14 protein-coding genes, 1 other RNA gene and 1 other annotated feature are annotated in these 18662 nt (G+C 39.5%); of the genes, 2 read left to right on the forward strand and 13 right to left on the reverse strand.

The features are described from left to right. The first annotated feature begins 42 nt into the window (after positions 1-42). On the forward strand, positions 43-1320 hold the full coding sequence (locus tag LIS78_RS23405; RefSeq protein WP_195781814.1) for a replication-associated recombination protein A: 1278 nt from the start codon (positions 43-45) through the stop codon (positions 1318-1320). A 46-nt stretch (positions 1321-1366) separates the two neighbouring features. Here LIS78_RS23405 and pstA read toward each other — a convergent pair whose 3' ends face one another. The 8 genes from pstA to LIS78_RS23445 all read right to left on the reverse strand — a co-directional run bounded on the left by pstA (position 1367) and on the right by LIS78_RS23445 (position 9463). Beyond that, positions 1367-2296, reverse strand: coding sequence for a phosphate ABC transporter permease PstA (gene pstA / locus LIS78_RS23410; protein WP_057233362.1), 930 nt, complete (start codon positions 2294-2296; stop codon positions 1367-1369). Beyond that, positions 2293-3180 (reverse strand): phosphate ABC transporter permease subunit PstC, encoded by an 888-nt coding sequence (gene pstC, locus LIS78_RS23415; protein WP_013059300.1) that lies wholly within the window; start codon positions 3178-3180, stop codon positions 2293-2295. Before pstC ends, pstA begins: the two co-directional genes overlap by 4 nt. A 124-nt stretch (positions 3181-3304) precedes the next feature. Further along, a complete protein-coding gene (locus tag LIS78_RS23420) occupies positions 3305-4189 on the reverse strand; it encodes a phosphate ABC transporter substrate-binding protein PstS family protein (protein ID WP_016765625.1) in 885 nt (294 codons plus the stop codon). Positions 4190-4611: 422 nt separating this feature from the next. Continuing rightward, complete coding sequence (locus tag LIS78_RS23425) at positions 4612-5376, reverse strand: tRNA threonylcarbamoyladenosine dehydratase (RefSeq protein WP_014458143.1); 765 nt, start codon at positions 5374-5376, stop codon at positions 4612-4614. A gap of 162 nt (positions 5377-5538) precedes the next feature. Beyond that, a non-coding RNA gene (ssrS, locus tag LIS78_RS23430) (6S RNA) lies at positions 5539-5720 on the reverse strand. A gap of 118 nt (positions 5721-5838) precedes the next feature. After that, on the reverse strand, positions 5839-7617 hold the full coding sequence (gene aspS / locus LIS78_RS23435) for an aspartate--tRNA ligase (RefSeq protein WP_252284411.1): 1779 nt from the start codon (positions 7615-7617) through the stop codon (positions 5839-5841). A 12-nt stretch (positions 7618-7629) separates the two neighbouring features. Beyond that, complete coding sequence (gene hisS, locus LIS78_RS23440) at positions 7630-8898, reverse strand: histidine--tRNA ligase (protein WP_028410586.1); 1269 nt, start codon at positions 8896-8898, stop codon at positions 7630-7632. A 68-nt stretch (positions 8899-8966) separates the two neighbouring features. Beyond that, positions 8967-9199, reverse strand: a binding site (T-box leader). 87 nt (positions 9200-9286) lie between these two features. Beyond that, complete coding sequence (locus LIS78_RS23445) at positions 9287-9463, reverse strand: hypothetical protein (protein WP_013059305.1); 177 nt, start codon at positions 9461-9463, stop codon at positions 9287-9289. 166 nt (positions 9464-9629) lie between these two features. Between LIS78_RS23445 and LIS78_RS23450 the strand changes: the two genes are divergently transcribed. After that, positions 9630-10514 (forward strand): N-acetylmuramoyl-L-alanine amidase family protein, encoded by an 885-nt coding sequence (locus tag LIS78_RS23450; RefSeq protein ID WP_229754521.1) that lies wholly within the window; start codon positions 9630-9632, stop codon positions 10512-10514. On the opposite strand, the gene dtd is transcribed toward LIS78_RS23450, so the two are convergent. The 5 genes from dtd to secDF all read right to left on the reverse strand — a co-directional run bounded on the left by dtd (position 10505) and on the right by secDF (position 18614). Further along, positions 10505-10966, reverse strand: coding sequence for a D-aminoacyl-tRNA deacylase (dtd, locus tag LIS78_RS23455; RefSeq protein WP_013059307.1), 462 nt, complete (start codon positions 10964-10966; stop codon positions 10505-10507). The two genes, LIS78_RS23450 and dtd, sit on opposite strands and share 10 nt — an antisense overlap. Before the next feature lie 15 nt (positions 10967-10981). After that, a complete protein-coding gene (locus LIS78_RS23460) occupies positions 10982-13180 on the reverse strand; it encodes a RelA/SpoT family protein (RefSeq protein ID WP_116073761.1) in 2199 nt (732 codons plus the stop codon). A 185-nt stretch (positions 13181-13365) separates the two neighbouring features. Further along, positions 13366-13878, reverse strand: a complete 513-nt coding sequence (locus tag LIS78_RS23465; RefSeq protein ID WP_013059309.1) for an adenine phosphoribosyltransferase — start codon at positions 13876-13878, stop codon at positions 13366-13368. Positions 13879-13893: 15 nt separating this feature from the next. Continuing rightward, on the reverse strand, positions 13894-16236 hold the full coding sequence (gene recJ / locus LIS78_RS23470) for a single-stranded-DNA-specific exonuclease RecJ (RefSeq protein ID WP_252284412.1): 2343 nt from the start codon (positions 16234-16236) through the stop codon (positions 13894-13896). A 140-nt stretch (positions 16237-16376) separates the two neighbouring features. Continuing rightward, positions 16377-18614, reverse strand: a complete 2238-nt coding sequence (secDF, locus tag LIS78_RS23475; protein WP_195781809.1) for a protein translocase subunit SecDF — start codon at positions 18612-18614, stop codon at positions 16377-16379. Positions 18615-18662: the final 48 nt, after the last annotated feature.

Here is an 18662-nt window from a genome sequence, read left to right on the forward strand (position 1 = left end):
TCACCTCTTGTGATACAGTGAAAGAAAAGAAAGGAGAAAAACATGGCTACAAAACCTCTCGCATTTCGAATGCGTCCGACTCATTTAGATGACGTTATCGGGCAGCAGCATTTAGTTGGCAAAGATAAAATGATTTATCGAATGGTAAAAGCAAATCACTTAAGCTCGATGATTTTATATGGGCCTCCAGGCGTTGGAAAAACAACAATTGCCACAGCTATTGCAAAAACAACCAACACAGCGTTTCGTCAGTTAAATGCCGTTGTAAACAATAAAAAAGATATGGAAATTGTCGCCGAAGAAGCCAAAATGTCAGGCAAAGTAATTCTGCTGTTAGATGAAGTTCATCGCCTTGACAAAGCCAAGCAAGACTTTTTGCTTCCTTATTTAGAAAACGGCATGATCATTCTAATCGGAGCGACAACAAGCAATCCTTATCACGCGATTAATCCTGCTATTCGAAGCAGATGCCAAATCTTCGAATTAAAATCTCTTACGCCAGATGATATCAAAATGGCGCTAACAAGAGCACTCAACGACTCATCCAACGGATTTGGGGATAGAAAAATTATCGTAGAAGATGACGCCATGAACCACTTTGCCAACAGCTGTAACGGTGACGTGCGCTCGGCTTTGAATGCTCTGGAACTGGCTGTTTTATCAACAAGTGAAAGCGATGGTAAAATCGTTATTACCTTACAAACGGCAGAAGAATGTCTGCAGCAAAAATATTTTTCACATGATAAAAATGGTGACGCTCACTATGATGTATTATCGGCTTTTCAAAAATCGATTCGCGGCAGCGACGTAAATGCCGCTCTTCATTATTTAGGACGGCTAATTGAAGCAGGAGACTTGATCAGCATCAATCGCCGCCTTTTAGTCATTGCCTATGAAGACATTGGACTAGCTGATCCGGATGCTGGCATGAGAACTCTAGCAGCTATTCAAGCAACTGAGCGGTTAGGACTCCCAGAAGCACGTATCCCGCTTGCAAACGCCGTTATTGAGCTTTGCCTATCACCGAAGTCCAACGCTGCTTACAAAGCATTAGATGAAGCGATAAGTGATATTAAAAAAGGGCTGTCCGGCGACGTTCCCCCTCATTTGAAGGATGCTCACTACAAAGGAGCAGAGAACCTTGGCCGAGGCGTTGAATATCAATACCCGCATGATTTTGATAATGGATGGGTCCCTCAACAGTATTTACCGGATCGCATCAAAAACAAACAATATTTTCATCCTAAACAAAATGGACAAGAAAAATACTTTTCAAAAGTCTTCAATCGTTTAGAGACATTAAAAAAAGAAAATGGCTGAAACTGTTGCTCAGTTTCAAAGCCATTTTCTTTTTTGTCTTTATCTATTAAGCTGCGCTTTTAACGTCTTTTCGTTTTTTCGTTTTTGTTGAACCTTTAAAGTAGCTGTCTAAAAGTTTTGCTACTAAACGAGCGACTACGTTAAACAATAGAACCATAATGATTAGAATAGCAGCTGACTTTGTTGCAATCAATCTTGCATCAGGTACGATTCCTTCCGAGTTTAATTTCCAAATGTGGACGGCAAGCGTCTCTGCTGGTCGAAAAATATTAAACGGGTTTACAGGACTCGTTAAGTCAGCATTTGAATTTAACATTGGCGTCGTTAAGCCAGCCGTATAAATCAACGCAGCTGCCTCTCCAAAGATTCGTCCCGCTGTTAAAATAACGCCTGTGATAATTTGTTGAATCGCTGATGGAATGACAACTTTGACAATTGTCTGCCATTTAGTCGCACCTAAACCTAAACTTGCTTCTTTTACACTGGCAGGAACAGATGCAATCGCACTTTCACATACGCGCGTTAAACCCGGTAAATTCAAAATCGTAATCACAAGTGCTCCGCCGATAAGCGTATAGCCCCAGCCGGAAAATGTGACAAAAATTAACAATCCAAATAAACCAACTACAATGGACGGTAATGACGCCATTGTCTCAATACATAAGCGGACGAAATTTAAGAAACGACCTTGCTTCGCGTACTCTGCTAAATAAATTCCGGCTCCTAAACCAAGAGGAATAGAAATGATCAGCGTTAAAACAAGCATGTAGAACGAGTTAAACAGCTGCGGTCCGATACCGCCTCCTGCCATCGTATTGCTCGGCTTTCCAAATAAAAAGTTCGGATCCCAAAATCCCCAGCCTTTAGCAATAATTTCAACAACTAAATACACTAATAGCGCCACAACTAGAGCGGCAATGCCATAAAAAATACCTGTCCATATATTATTTACTGTGCGTGCATTTTTGTTTCTCATTGATGTGCACCTCGTTTCCCAATTGCTCGGATAATTAAAATGAACACGAAAGAAATAAGCAGTAAAATCATGGCTAACGTCCACAGTGCGTTATTCCATGCCGTTCCGTTTAACGTATTAGACATATCCATTGTTAAAATACCCGTTAATGTTGCCGTTGGGCTATATAAGCTTTCAGGAAGCTTAACCGTGTTTCCAATAACCATTTGAACAGCTAGCGCTTCTCCAAATGCGCGGGCAAGCCCTAACACGATACCTGTTAAAATACCTGTTTTAGCAGATGGAATAATGACTCGGCTGATTGCCTGCCATCTTGTTGAACCTAATCCATAAGAAGCTTCTAAATATTCAGGTGCTACGCTTCGAATTGCATCGTCAGCAATACTTGCAATTGTCGGAAGAATCATGACGCTTAAGACAATAATTCCGGCAATCAAACTAAAGCCCACTCCGCCGAAGTTATCGCGAAGAAGCGGCACTAAAATTGTAACCCCTAAAAGACCGTATACCACTGAAGGAACTCCGACTAAAAGTTCTAAAACCGGTCGTAAAACAGTTGAACCAAATTTAGGCGAAATATAGTTGTTAAAAATGGCAATAGCAATTCCAATTGGAGCACTTATAATAACGGCTCCGATTGATACAAGCATGGAACCCAGAATAAACACAAGTGCGCCGTATTCTTTATTGTTTGGGCTCCATTTTGTTGAAGTCAACATTTCACCGATTGATATATTACTTTGTAAAAATGACTGTATGCCTTTTTCACAAATAAATACGATAATAGCTAACGTAACAAGTACAATTAAAATACCGCAAAATGTAGAAAGCGTACGGCCAATGTATTCGCTTTTTACATAATTAATGGATTTTTTCCCCTTCATCGCTCTGTCTCCTTACATATTCAGTATATATTCGCTTTTCTTTTTATTCGCTATATACTTTATTAACATTCAAATAGAATAAGACTGACTGTGTTAGTCAGCCCTATTCTTTTTAAAAACACTCTTATTTTTTGAACTCAGTCATTGGGATATATCCCATATCTTCTACTTGCTTAGCAAAGTCTTTACCAGCTACGTAGTCAATGTACTCTTTTGCACCATCTTTTGGCTCACCGTTTGTAATCATGTACTCATAAGACCAGAACGGATATTTTTTAGAAACAATGTTTTCTGTTGTTGGCTCCACACCATCAATATTAAGCATTTTTAAACTTTCTTTTTTATCGCCAATTAAATACGACATAGCAAGGTAACTTACTGCTCCTGGGGTTGAGTTTACTGATTGCTCAACCGCTCCGTTTGAATCTTGAGCTGTACCAACGCTGTCATTTACTTTTGCGTCACCCATTAATGTTTTCTCAAATGTAGCGCGTGTACCAGATGATGCTGGACGGTTGATTACGTTAATTTTTTCGTCGTTTCCGCCAACTTCTTTCCAGTTTTTAATTTCACCAGAGAAAATCTTTTGAATTTGCTCTTTTGTTAACGATTCTACTTTTACATCTTTATTTACAACAAGTGCGAACCCAATGCCCGCTACTTTCGTATCGACAAGTTTATCTGCTTTTGATTTATCTTCGATTTTATCGGCTGCTGGAACGTCAGAGTTTCCAATATCAACTGCTCCTGATGCTACTTGGTTAACACCAGTTCCACTACCTCCACCTTGTACCGTTACTGAAAGGTTTGGATATTTTTCAGTAATTCCATTCGCCGCTTCTTCTGCAAGTGGTTGTAAAGCTGTAGATCCCGCCGCTGTTAACGTACCTGACACTTCTTCTTTGCTGCCCGAACCACTGTCGTTGCTTGCTCCCTCTTTACCACATGCTGCTAGTGCTCCTACCATTAAAAAAGCTGCTAATGTTACTTTAAAACCCTTTGTTTTCATTGCATTACCCTCCAATAAATGTATGTGTAATTAGTACTAGTCCTTTGTACTCGAACAACAGGTACAAGACACATTATACGAGTAGATTGTTGTCTTTATATGAAGTGAATTTTAAGTTACTGTAAACTTACTTATTTGGGGTTTATTTTTTCTTGTTTCTATCAAAACCCTTGGTATATAAGGATTTCTGAATATCACTGTATAAGATATAAAAGAAAGAAAGCGAAAACGTAAATTTTATGTAAATAAAGCGTTAAATAAATTTACATAAATCTCTTTTTTTAATACAGTGTAAACTCACCATCAATCCATATTTTTCAATTTATTAGTACTTTTTATACATATCACATAGAAGATTCCACCCAAAGCATAAATAGAACAGATATTTCCATAAAAAAAAGAAGGCTGCGATAGCCTTCTTTTTATTCATCACCTACGCGGCGAATCTTAATATCACGTAATAATTCATTGATAACATGACCGCCCATAATTAATCCTGCTACAGATGGAACAAAAGCATTAGAAGATGGGGGCATTTTCGCTTTGCGAATTTGCGCTTGATCGTTTCCTACTTCTTTGCGAACTTCTTCGCGAATAACGATTGGACGTTCATCAGAAAAAACGACATTAATTCCTTTGCGAATTCCTTCTTTACGCAGACGAGTACGCACCACTTTTGCAATCGGATCTGTATGTGTCTTTGAAATGTCTGCAATTTTAAAACGTGTTGGATCCATTTTATTCGCAGCACCCATACTTGAAATAATCGGAATATCACGTTTTAAACATTCTTTCATTAAATGAATTTTATACGAAATCGTATCGGATGCATCCACTACGAAGTCCGGTTTGTAACTAAAGAACTCTTCATATGTTTCTTCCGTATAAAACATTTGAAGAGAAACGACGTCACAGTCTGGGTTAATATCTAAAATACGCTTTTTCATTAATTCTGTCTTGGGCTGACCTACCGTAGAAAGCAGCGCGTGAATTTGACGATTTACATTGGTAATATCAACATCGTCTTTATCTACAAGAATTAAACGCCCTACTCCTGACCGAGCCAAAGCCTCAGCAGAAAATGACCCTACTCCTCCTATCCCTAAGATAGCAACTGTGCTGCCTTTTAAAGTAGCTAGCCCTTCTTTTCCTATCGCCAGTTCATTACGCGAAAACTGATGCAACATCTTAAAACACTCCTCTATTAAATACACCAACATGTATGATTAATTCAAATAAACAACGAAATTGACTATACCATATTTTTAGCAAAACGAACATGAGCATTCGTTATTTATCCATAAAAAAACTCTATGCAAATAATTACATAGAGGATTTCTTATATGTATGCTAGTCCCGATCGTGCCGTCTCGAGTGCCTTCGTTTTGAACCCGCTCTCGGCAGGTGGGTGCTCTGCTTTAACCATTGTAAGTCCTCGAGATGAGGCATGTACGCTCGTTAAAAACTCCGAGCTCCCAAGCAAAAAATTGTTCGGTCAAAACTGGATTAAGGACGAACACATCAGGACTATTTAGTTCTTGAAAGTATCTTATCACAGAAAAAATCACTTTGCAATTAATAAGTAAAACAAAAAAATCGAGCCTGTCACGTTCAGGGGACAGGCTCGATTTAACAGACAGTTCAATCGATTACGCTTCTTTTTTTTGCTTTTTTACCTGCAAATGCAGCTCGTCTAATTGCGCTTCACTTACTTCACCAGGTGCGTTTGTTAATAGACAGCTTGCACTTGCTGTTTTAGGGAAGGCAATTGTATCGCGCAAGTTTGTGCGTCCTGCTAGAAGCATAACCAAACGGTCAAGACCTAACGCAATTCCACCATGAGGAGGAGTACCGTATTCGAATGCTTCAAGTAAGAAACCGAACTGCTCATATGCTTCTTCTAATGTAAATCCAAGCGTTTTAAACATTTTTTCTTGAATATCACGCTCGTAAATACGTAAAGATCCTCCGCCAAGTTCGTAACCATTCAATACTAAGTCATATGCTTGTGCACGGACTTGTCCAGGATCGCTTTCTAACATTGGTAAATCTTCACGAACTGGCATTGTGAATGGATGATGAGCCGCGTAGTAACGGTTGTCTTCTTCGTCATGCTCAAGAAGAGGCCAATCTGTTACCCATAGGAAGTTAAATTTCGTTTCATCAATAATTCCTTGTTCTTTTGCAAGCTTTAGACGAAGAGCGCCAAGTGCATCTGCTACAACTGACTTTTTATCAGCTACAAATAAAAGTAAATCTCCTTCTTCTGTTTGAAGAGCTTCAGCAAATTGCTTTTGCTCATCTTCATTGAAGAATTTTGCAATCGGTCCTTTTAAGCCGTCTGCTTCAACTTTCAGCCATGCTAACCCTTTAGCACCGTAAATTTTCACGAACTCTGTTAGAGCATCGATATCTTTACGTGAATAGCTAGAAGCGGCACCTTTTACGTTAATCGCTTTTACTTCTCCGCCGTTTTCAACTGCTGCGCTAAATACTTTGAACCCGCAGTCTTTCACAAGCTCTGATAAGTTGACTAGCTCCATTTCAAAACGTGTATCCGGCTTATCTGAACCGTAGCGGCTCATCGCTTCATCATATGACATGCGCGGGAAAGGCGTCGTTATGTCTAAATCTTTTACGCGCTTCATTACTTTAGACATCATTTCTTCCGTCATTGTCATGATGTCCTCTTGAGATAAAAATGATGTTTCAATATCGATTTGAGTAAATTCAGGCTGACGATCTGCACGCAAGTCCTCATCGCGGAAGCAGCGAGCAATTTGATAATAACGCTCAACTCCGCTTACCATTAGCAGCTGCTTAAAGATTTGCGGTGATTGAGGAAGAGCATAAAACTCCCCTTCGTGCACGCGGCTTGGCACAAGATAATCACGTGCGCCTTCTGGCGTACTTTTCGTTAAAATAGGTGTTTCAACGTCTAAAAAGTCATTTTGATCTAAGAAGTCACGAATTGTTTTTGTAATGTCATTGCGCATTTTAAGCGTGTTAAACATCTCAGAACGTCGAAGGTCTAAATAACGATATTTTAATCGAACATCTTCTGATACTTCCGTTTGATCTGCAATGGCAAAAGGAGGTGTCTTGGCTTTGTTTAATACCGTAATCTGCTCAGCGTGAACTTCAATTTTACCTGTTTTTAAGTTCGGGTTAACGGTTCCCTCTTCACGAGCTACAACAGTTCCTTGCACTTCCAGTACGAATTCATTACGTACATCTTCAGCAATTTTTAGCGCTTCAGCAGATTTTTCAGGATTAAATACAACCTGTACAACTCCGCCGCGGTCGCGTAAATCAATAAAGATTAATCCCCCTAAATCACGGCGTTTTTGAACCCATCCTTTTAATAGAACTGTTTCGCCAGTTGCTTGTTCTGTTACATCTCCACAGTAGTATGAACGTTTTGTCATCATGGTTCCCCCTTATACTTGTTCTTGCAAATAGCTGACCAATTGATCAATTGATACTTCTTGCTGTTCGCCAGATTCCATATTCTTTACGTTTACAACTTGTTTTGCTAGCTCATCTTCCCCTAGAACAACAACAAATTTTGCTTGTACACGATCAGCTGCTTTGAACTGAGCTTTCATTTTTTTATCTTGATAATCTTTATCGGCTACAAAGCCTGCACGTCGAAGCGTATTTACAATTGAAACGGATTTTTCTTTTGCTTCATCGCCCATTGTCACTACATAGCAATCTACGCCTGTTTCTACCGGAAGCTCAATTCCTTCTGCTTCCAATGCAGATAATAAGCGTTCGATACTTAAAGCGAATCCAATACCCGGTGTTTCAGGTCCGCCGATTTCTTGAATCAGCCCATTATAACGGCCTCCGCCGCAAAGAGTTGTAATGGCGCCAAATCCTTCTGCTTCACTCATTAGTTCAAATGCTGTGTGATTATAATAATCTAACCCGCGTACTAGCGTCGGATCTACAACATAGTCAATGTCTAAATCGGTTAAGTACTGCTGTACTTTTTCAAAATATTCTTTTGAATAGTCATTTAAATAATCCAGAATAGACGGAGCTGTAGCCATCAGTTCATGGTCACGATCTTTTTTACAGTCTAAAATACGAAGAGGATTTTTCTCCAATCTGCTTTGGCAGTCGCTGCAAAACTCTCCAATGCGAGGTGCAAAGTGGTCAATAAGCGCTTGACGGTGAGCTTGACGACTTTCTGTATCTCCTAAACTGTTAACAACCAACTTTAATTTTTTCAATCCAAGCGATTGGTAAAAACTCATTAACAGGGCAAGAACTTCAGCATCAATAGCTGGATCATTTACCCCTAATGCTTCTACGCCAAACTGAACGAATTGACGGAAACGTCCCGCTTGAGGTCGTTCATAGCGAAACATAGGACCAATATAAAACAGCTTTGTTGGCTGCGTTGGATTTCCAAACATTTTATTTGAAACAAATGATCGTCCAACTGCAGCTGTTCCTTCTGGACGAAGCGTTAAGCTGCGGTCACCCCGATCTTTAAATGTGTACATTTCTTTTTGCACGATATCTGTTGTTTCTCCCACTCCGCGTAAAAATAATTCAGTGTGTTCAAACATTGGTGTACGAATTTCTTGGTAGTTGAACGCACGGCAGATTTCTCTTGCTCGCTGTTCAACAAACTGCCAATATTCTACTTTGCCCGGTAAAATATCTTGTGTGCCTCTAGGTATTTGAACTGACATAACGTGATATGCCTCCTATATTTAAAATTTACAATACAAAAAAACTCTCGCCTCTACTATTTTTCCATAGTAGGGACGAGAGTTAATCTCACGTGGTACCACCCTAATTGAAACATATGACATGTTTCCACTCATTTCGTTAACGCACGAACACGTTCATCTCCTACTAAGTTTCCCTTTTCAGAGTGAAGCCTCCTGAGTGTTCTTTCATAAAGTCATCATGTAGAAATGCTTTCAGCCTAAGACATTTCCTCTCTAGCCATGTGTCATCTTTACTACTTTTCTCGATCTTTGGCTTATCAATATAAAAATGTTATACATTCATTTTAATTTAGCAATTGCTTTCTATATTACGAATGAAATGAGCAGTTGTCAAGCACCTTTCATGTTAAGAGCGGTCTAATTGTTTTCTTAGTTTCTGAATGTCTCGAAGCGTTAAACCAAATTCAGAAGCCAATTCAAGGGATGAAGCTTCACTTTCTCTATCAATAAAATCATGAAAATGAATGCCAAATACCGGATTTACCTGCTGAAATGATTGTTCACCTTTTTCACTAAACTTCATCGTTTCTTCCTCCCTGCCTACACTTACTTATCCTTTTATTAGCATTGCCCAAAAAAGATGTTTTTACATAAGAGAAAGGATTTTTTTTATTTTCATCGAATACTCTATTTTGTTATAAAAAGGAGGTCTATCTATTCGCCATCTAAACATGAAGTCTGTATCTGTTTTGGCTGCAAGTATCCTTTTGTTACTGTGCTCTTCCTCATTTGAGCGCCCAAACGTACCGGTGCATCAACCCATTATTGTAACAGCTGACTCTCTTCATGTACGGAGCGGTCCAGGACGTTCATTTTCAATTACAAATAAATTGACGAAGAATACAAGACTATCCGTTTCAGACCGTCAAGGAGATTGGTATTATGTAGAAAGTTCGGACATTCAAGGCTGGGTGTTTAAAAAATTCACGAAAACCGTAGCGCTCCGCAGCGTTCAGCCTAGCATGCAAGTAGCGCAGCGCCAGCCTGTTTATACGCTGAGTAAAAGCTTGCGGCACCTAAAGGGCAAAACAATTATTATTGATGCAGGCCATGGAGGAAAAGACAAAGGAGCCATCGGCACACAGGGCACATATGAAAAAGACCTCACTCTCCGAACAGCACTTATTTTACAAAACAAGCTTCAAAAAGAAGGCGCACACGTCATTTTAACCCGCACCCATGATGAGTACCTTCTACTTTCACAGCGCACGCTGCAATCGACTAAAGCAGATGCTTTTATAAGCATTCACTACAACAGTACAAACAGCTCACAGCTAACTGGCCTTATGACGTATTATTATCATCAGCATCAGGACAGTCCACTCACACATTCTATTCATCAGTCCCTTATTAATCATGCAAAATTGAAAGACAAAGGAGAACGTTTTGGAAACTATTATGTTCTTCGCGAAAATACACGTCCAAGTACATTAATTGAACTGGGCTTTTTAAGCAACGAGCGGGAAGAAACGTATATTAATTCCATCAGTTATCAGCAAATGATTACGTCCGCTATCGCTGAAGGATTAAATCACTACTTTCAAAGCAAAGAAAAAACGCAGGCTCATCTGTGAGCCTGCGTTTTTTCTTTGCTTTCTACAATAAGTGTGACCGGTCCGTCATTTGTAAATGATACGTCCATCATTTCGCCAAATGCGCCGGTTTCTACTCGAACATTTTTTTCTGATAATACTTTATTAAAATAGTTGTAAAGCGTTACAGCATGATCTGGCCTAGCAGCTCCCATAAAGTTTGGTCTTCTGCCTTTTCGGCAATCTCCGTACAGCGTAAATTGAGATACCGATAAAATTTCTCCTTCTACATCTAGAAGCGACAAATTCATTTTGCCAGACTCATCATCAAACACTCGCAAATTTACAATTTTATCCGCTACATACTCTGCATCAGCTTCAGTATCGTCATGGGTAATACCCACTAAAAGCATATACCCGTGCTTAATCTCACCGACCGTCTCACCTGCAACAGTTACTTTTGCATTCTTTGCTCTTTGTACGACTACTCTCATGTATAACGACCTTTCTTAATGCATAATTCGGCGAACTGAATAAATGTCTCGAAGCTGCTTAATGCGCTCAACCACTTTATGAAGGTGACTGATGTTATGAATAGAAATTGACATATGAATCGTAGCCATTTTGTTTCGGTCCGATTTTCCTGAAACGGCTGAAATATTCGTTTTGGTCTCGTTTACAACCTGCAGAACTTCATTTAGTAAGCCTCTGCGGTCGTACCCTGAAATTTCAATTTCCACGTTAAACTCTTTGCCTTCTTTAATATGTGTTTCCCACTCTACAGGAATAAGGCGGCTTTCAGCATCATCTGTGTGAACGTTTAAACAATCTGCCCTATGAACAGATACTCCCCGTCCCTTTGTAATAAAACCAACAATCTCATCTCCGGGAACTGGATTACAGCACTTGGACAAGCGAATCAGCATGTTATCTACACCCGGTACGATAACCCCGGAATCTTTTCGTTTATGCTGGCGAACACGCTTGGCCGCAGTGTCGCGTGCAATATCATCAATTTGGATCTCTTGTTCTTGATCGCGCTGCTTTCTCCACTTCTCGGTTAAACGATTAGCTACTTGAGCCGCAGTTAATCCGTTATATCCAATAGCTGCATACATATCATCTTCATTTGAAAAATTAAACTTCTCCGCTACTCGTTTGATATTATCAGCTGTTAATACTTCTTTTAAGTCAAACTCCATTTGACGAATTTCTTTTTCAACCAGCTCTTTGCCTTTTTCAATATTTTCATCGCGGCTTTGCTTTTTAAAGAATTGGCGAATTTTATTTTTGGCTTGAGACGTTTGAGCAAGCTTTAACCAGTCCTTGCTTGGACCATACGAATGCTTAGACGTCAAAATTTCGATAATGTCCCCCGTTTTCAAACGGTAATCAAGCGTAACCATCTTGCCGTTGACTTTTGCTCCAATGGTTTTATTTCCGATTTCAGAATGAATACGATAGGAAAAATCAATTGGAACAGAACCCGAAGGAAGCTCAATGACGTCGCCTTTTGGCGTAAAGATGTAAACCATGTCAGAAAACAAATCAACTTTTAGAGATTCCATAAACTCTTCTGCATCGTTTGCATCATTTTGAAATTCTAAAATTTCTCTAAACCACGTCAACTTTTCTTCAAATGAAGCATGCTCAGCTGTTTTTCCCTCTTTGTAAGCCCAGTGAGCAGCAATTCCATACTCAGCAATTTGGTGCATGTCAAACGTTCGAATTTGAACTTCTAACGGATCACCTTTTGGTCCGATAACCGTCGTATGAAGAGACTGGTACATATTTTGTTTTGGCATTGCAATATAATCTTTGAAACGTCCTGGCATTGGCTTCCAGCACGTGTGAATAATTCCTAACACCGCATAGCAGTCTTTAATACTATTTACAATAATGCGCACGGCTAGTAAATCGTAAATTTCATTAAACTGCTTGTTTTGCAGTGCCATTTTACGATAGATGGAATAAATATGTTTTGGACGTCCTGAAATTTCAACTTTAATCGACACTTCATCTACTTGCTCTCGAACTTCATCAATAACTTCAGCCAAATACTGCTCGCGTTCCGCACGCTTTTTCTTCATCAAATTTACAATGCGATAATATTGCTGAGGATTTAAGTAACGTAAAGCTGTATCTTCAAGCTCCCACTTAATTTTTGAAATACCAAGACGATGAGCAAGAGGAGCAAAAATTTCAAGCGTTTCATTTGAAATGCGTCGCTGCTTTTCCTGCGGTAAATGCTTTAGCGTACGCATGTTATGAAGACGATCCGCAAGTTTGATCAGTATGACTCGAATATCTTGAGCCATTGCTACAAACATCTTGCGGTGATTCTCAGCCTGCTGCTCTTCTTTAGACTTATATTTGATTTTTCCCAGTTTCGTTACGCCGTCTACTAACATTGCTACTTCTTCATTAAAAGCTTTTTCTAAATCCTTTAGTGTTATCTCTGTATCTTCAACCACATCATGTAGAAATCCAGCTGCAATTGTTGCTGGATCCATATCTAGATCAACTAAAATTCCTGCGACTTGAATCGGATGGATAATATATGGTTCACCCGACTTGCGATATTGTTCTTTGTGAGCTTCTTTTGCAAAATCATATGCTTTTTGTACAAAAGCCACGTCTTCTTCACTTAAATATCGCTTCGTATTGTCAATGACCTGTTCCGCTGTTAGGACTTGCTCATTTGCCATGAAATCACCTTTTATCAACTAGCATTTTTAATTCATATTGTAACTATTATCTTGAAAAAATCCAAGGATGTAAAGCCTTTGCGTTTAATTTATGAAATTTACATCATTTCAATTTTACGTATTAACGTTTTTTAACGAAAAAAGAGCACCTGTATCAGGTACTCTTTTTTATGTGATCGTTCTTCTTAATACGTCATTAATGTGAATACATCGTAACCGTCTAGTTTGTCACGGCCGTCAAGGTAAGAAAGTTCAATTAAGAACGCAGCTCCAACAACAATTCCGCCTAATTCTTCGACAAGCTTAATTGTCGCTTCAATTGTACCGCCTGTTGCTAATAAATCATCTGTAATCAACACGCGCTGACCTGGCTTAATTGCATCTTTGTGAATCGTTAATACGTCTTTACCGTATTCTAAACCGTAATCTACTTTGATTACTTCACGCGGTAATTTTCCTTCTTTACGAACAGGTGCAAAACCGATACCTAACGCATATGCTACTGGACAACCAACGATAAATCCGCGAGCTTCCGGTCCTACGATAATATCAACTTGTTTATCATTAGCATATTTTACAATCTCATCCGTTGCGGCACGGTATGCATCACCGTTATCCATTAATGTTGAGATATCTTTAAATGTAATACCTGGTTTTGGCCAGTCAGGTACAATTGTAATATAATCTTTAAAATTCATTCTAATGTTGCCTCCTCATTCAATCGAACGCTCAAAAATATCTTGAAATTGATTTTTAAGCTGTACATATGACGTATAAATAAAGTTTTTTTCTATTTCAATCTGCTGCTGCTTTTGGCGATAAGTCGCAGATTCTATTAAATCACGTTTCGTAGAATTTTTCACTAACGAAATTAAGCCATTGTTTATTGTAACAAATTCTAACTCAAAAAACACCTTTGCCATAAAATCAATCGTTTCTTTTGACCAGCCCTTATGAATCGCTAAATCTTCTTTGTAGCGTTTTAAATCAAATGGACCCTTTTTCGCTAAAAAGCCGTAAAACCATTTAAAATGATCGCGAGTTGGGATTGTATCAAAATAATGGTCTTCTTCCGTCAAGAAAATAGCGTATATTCTAGAAGGGATACCTTGGACAAACAAACATTCAAGCCACTTCTGTGAAGGAGGCAAATCTAATAAAACGATCTGTTCCCCTGCAAGCATACATGCTTTTGCCTGTTCTTCATTTTGAATAAGAACAACATGCTCCATCGGCAGCAGCGACTTGTATTTATCAATTGTTGAAGCGTGAAAAGCAACAACTTTCATTTGATCCGTAAATACCTGCTGAAAGAAACGTTTGACATCAACCGCACTGCGATAATCAAACATCTGCCATTCATCTACAGAAATATCTTCCACCATCAGCTGCGGCTTGCGCATATTGTTCCACTCATTAATAGATAGTTCACCTACTAATGATACTTTAGCTATAGGAGATACTTCATCTAATATATAGCCTAACCCAAATCCTACTGCATCAACCGATACACCGCTGTCTTCAAACACGAGTTTTAAATGATTTTTATTAGCACCAATTTTCCGCATAGATGTTGTATGGACATCTTTAATGAGAACTTTTGGCTTCGGGTTATGCATACCAAATGGAGCAAGCGCACTCATTTGTTCAATGTTTTCTAGCGTAATTTCCTCTGTTGTGCATACTGTATCAACTGATGTAATTGGAATAAAATCCTGTTCGGTTAACACGTCGCTTGCTTGTTCATTAAGACGTCTGCGCAGCTCTTCTACATCATCGCTGTTTAATGTCATGCCGGCTGCCATTGGATGCCCTCCAAAATGCGGCAAAATGTCACGGCATTTAGATAAGTTCGCGAATAAGTCAAAGCCTTCGATACTTCTTGCTGAACCTTTGGCAATACGGTTTTCAGAGTCAATACTTAGTACAATTGTTGGTCTGTAGAACTTTTCTACGAGCCTAGAAGCGACAATTCCAACAACGCCTGCATTCCAGCCTTCTCCTTCTACAATAAGAACGCTGTTTTCATCCGGAGGATACATACCTTCAACAAATTCAACGGCTTCTTCTGTAATATCGTTTACGATTTGCTGCCTTTCCTTGTTTAACGTATCAATTTCTTTAGCTAAACCTTTTGCCTCTTCAGCATTTGTGGTCATAAGCAAATGAACAGCTGGGTCTGCATCTTGAAGACGTCCTACTGCATTAATACGAGGAGCCATCGCAAATCCAATTGTATCTTCATTAATTTCTTCACGCTTTACTCCACATACGCTCAGCAGCGCTTCAATTCCGGTGCGCTTCGTGAGCTTGAGATAGTCAAGACCTTTACGAGCAATTAAGCGGTTTTCGTCGACTAAAGGAACTAAGTCAGCAATCGTCCCAATCACTGCTAGTTCTAACAAATGTTCCGGAAGCTCCCCTAACAGCGCATGAGCGAGTTTAAAAGCCACTCCTACACCTGCCAGTTCTTTAAATGGATATGTACTTCCCGGCAGCTTTGGATGAATAATTGCATAAGCATCCGGTAAAACCGGCCCCGGCTCGTGGTGATCAGTAATAATTAAATCAAAATTTAATTCACGTGCATACGCAGTTTCTTCGACAGCCGAAATACCTGTGTCTACCGTAATCACCAGCTGATAGCCGCCTGCACTTATTTTATCAAATGCCGCCTTATTCGGCCCATAACCTTCTGTAAAGCGATTAGGAATATAAAAATCAACATCAGCGCCAAGCTGCTGTAAAGCAGATAACATAACGGAAGTGCTGCTGACGCCGTCCGCATCGTAATCTCCATAGATCATAATTTTTTCATTATGATCAATTGCTTGCTGAATACGAGCTACTGCTTTGTCCATATCGTGCAATAAAAACGGATCGTGGAACGTTTGTACATCAACGTGTAAAAACTCACGTGCCGCTTCTACTGTTGTCATGCCTCTATTAAGTAATAACGAAGCTACTAGAGGTGTAATATTGAGGTTTTCTACAAATTCATTAACAAGTTGTTCATCACATTCTTGAACATTCCAACGTTTTTTTGACTGTAACATGTCTCTTCACCCCTTAACCCACATTATTATACTAGAGTGGATGAAATGGAGCAACGAAAGAAAATAAGCACATTTTTCTGACAGTACGGCTTGAATTTTCACGCACAAAAAAACGTGCGAACACTTCGCACGTTTTTGAATTACTTGCTTTCTACTTCTTTTTGTTCCTCGCGCTTCAACTGTTTTCCTTTCCACACAAGCCATAGCTGAGCAGCAATAAATACAGATGAATATGCACCAAGAATTAAACCTACTAACAGGGCAATTGAGAAATTTTGAATTGATTCACTTCCGAATAGAAGAAGCGCTACAACTGCAATTACAACTGTTAACACGGTATTCATCGAACGAGTAAACGTTTCGCGTAAACTTAGGTTTACGATAAACGCTAAATCGTCAAACGTTTTGGATGTAAATTTCTGCATGTTTTCACGAATGCGGTCAAACGTAACGATCGTATCGTTAATTGAGTAACCAACAATCGTCAAGACAGCGGCGATAAACGTTAAATCAACCTCTAACTTCGTTAAGCTGAAGACCGTGACGATAAAGAACGCATCATGTAACAAAGCAAGCACGGCTGCAAGCGCCATGTAAAACTCAAATCGAATCGTTACATAAATGATAATTCCAATTGAAGCAATTAAAATCGCAAGCATCGCATTTTTCGCCAGTTCTTTTCCAACCGTCGGCGAAACGGTGCTTACATTTGGTTCAGAACCGTATTTATCTTTAAAGTGATCTTTTAAATTGGCGATTTCTTTTTTATCGAGAACCCCAACTACACGTACAACACCCGTATCATTACTTTTTCCTGTAATGACTACGTCATCCGTTTTGATATCGAGAGACTTCATTTCACGCTGTATCTCAGCCTGCGTAACGGTATGATTTGCCGGAATCTCTATGCGAGTTCCGCTCGTAAAGTCAATACCGAGGTTCAGCCTGAACACAGCAACTGAGATAATACCGATAATGACGAGCACGCTTGAAAACGTGAAGAACGCTTTACGGTATTTTACAAAGTCGATTTTATCCCACGCTGTAGGTAAAACCGTTGTGCCGTCGTCTTTGCTTAAATCGTGAATTTGATCTTTCTTCACGCCGAAGTAGCCTGGTTTTTTATCAAACCAGCGGCTGTTTACTAAAAGGCTCATTAGTAATCGCGTACCATATACGGCTGTAACAAAACTTAGCACAATTCCGATCATTAATGTTGTGGCAAATCCTTTTACCGAACTTTGACCATAAAAGAATAATACAAGAGCCGCTAACATCGTTGTAATATTGGCATCAAAAATGGTCGCAAGGGAGCGACGATTTCCTGCCCGGTAAGCCGATATAACAGATCTTCCTGTTTTCAGTTCATCTTTAATCCGCTCGTAGGTAATAATATTGGCATCTACTGCCATACCTACACCGAGAATAAGAGCCGCAATCCCTGGAAGCGTCATAACCACGTGCATCCAGTCAAATACAACTAAGTTTAAGTACACATAGAAGCTGAGTGTAATAACGGCAATAAGCCCCGGTAAACGGTAGAAAAACAGCATGTAAAGGAAGATAATTCCGATGCCAATAATACCTGCTAATATAGTCGTGTGAAGAGCTTCTTCTCCAAACTGTGCTCCAACGGATGTAGAATATAGCTCATCTAATTTCACTGGCAGCGACCCGGCATTTAACAACTCCGCCAGCTGCGTTGCACTTTTCACCGTGAAGTTTCCACCTGAAATCTCAACATCAGGCTGTGTTAACACGCTGCTAACAGATGCTGCAGACAGATACTTCGGATTTTGTTTTGTCGCTTCTTTTTGGTACGAGTCTTTTCCTTCTTCATAATCCAGCCAAATGACAATTAAATTGTTAGGTGCTGGTTTTTGAGAAAGCTCTCGCGTGATCTTTTCAAATTTTTTCGCATTTTTTAACTTTAGTGAGACGCTAGGCTGATTGCTTTGGTCAAACGATTGCTTTGCTCCGCCTTGCGCTAAGTCTGTACCATCCATCAGCACCTTATCGTTCACGTCACGGAACGTTAAGTTTGCTTGAGTTGATAACAGATCCCTGGCTTGCTTTTGATTAGTGACACCAGCTAGCTGAACACGGATGCGGTCGTTTCCTTCAATTTGAATGCTGGGCTCACTAACTCCCAGTACATCGACACGTTGACGCAGCGCTTCAACCGTGCTATTAAGTGCCTTTTTGTCAATGACATCGCCTTTTTTAGCTGGACTGACTTTATATAAAATTTCAAATCCACCTTGAAGGTCGAGGCCAAGTTTAATATCTTTTGTAATTCCAGTCATCGTTGTTCCGATTGTACTAAACACAAGCAGTACTAAGAGGAAAAAGGCAACGATACGTCCTCTTTTAACCATCGACAGAAAATCCTCCTTCTTATGTAAAAAACATGAAATGATAACAAT

Source organism: Priestia megaterium (genome assembly GCF_023824195.1).
GTDB lineage: Bacteria > Bacillota > Bacilli > Bacillales > Bacillaceae_H > Priestia > Priestia megaterium_D.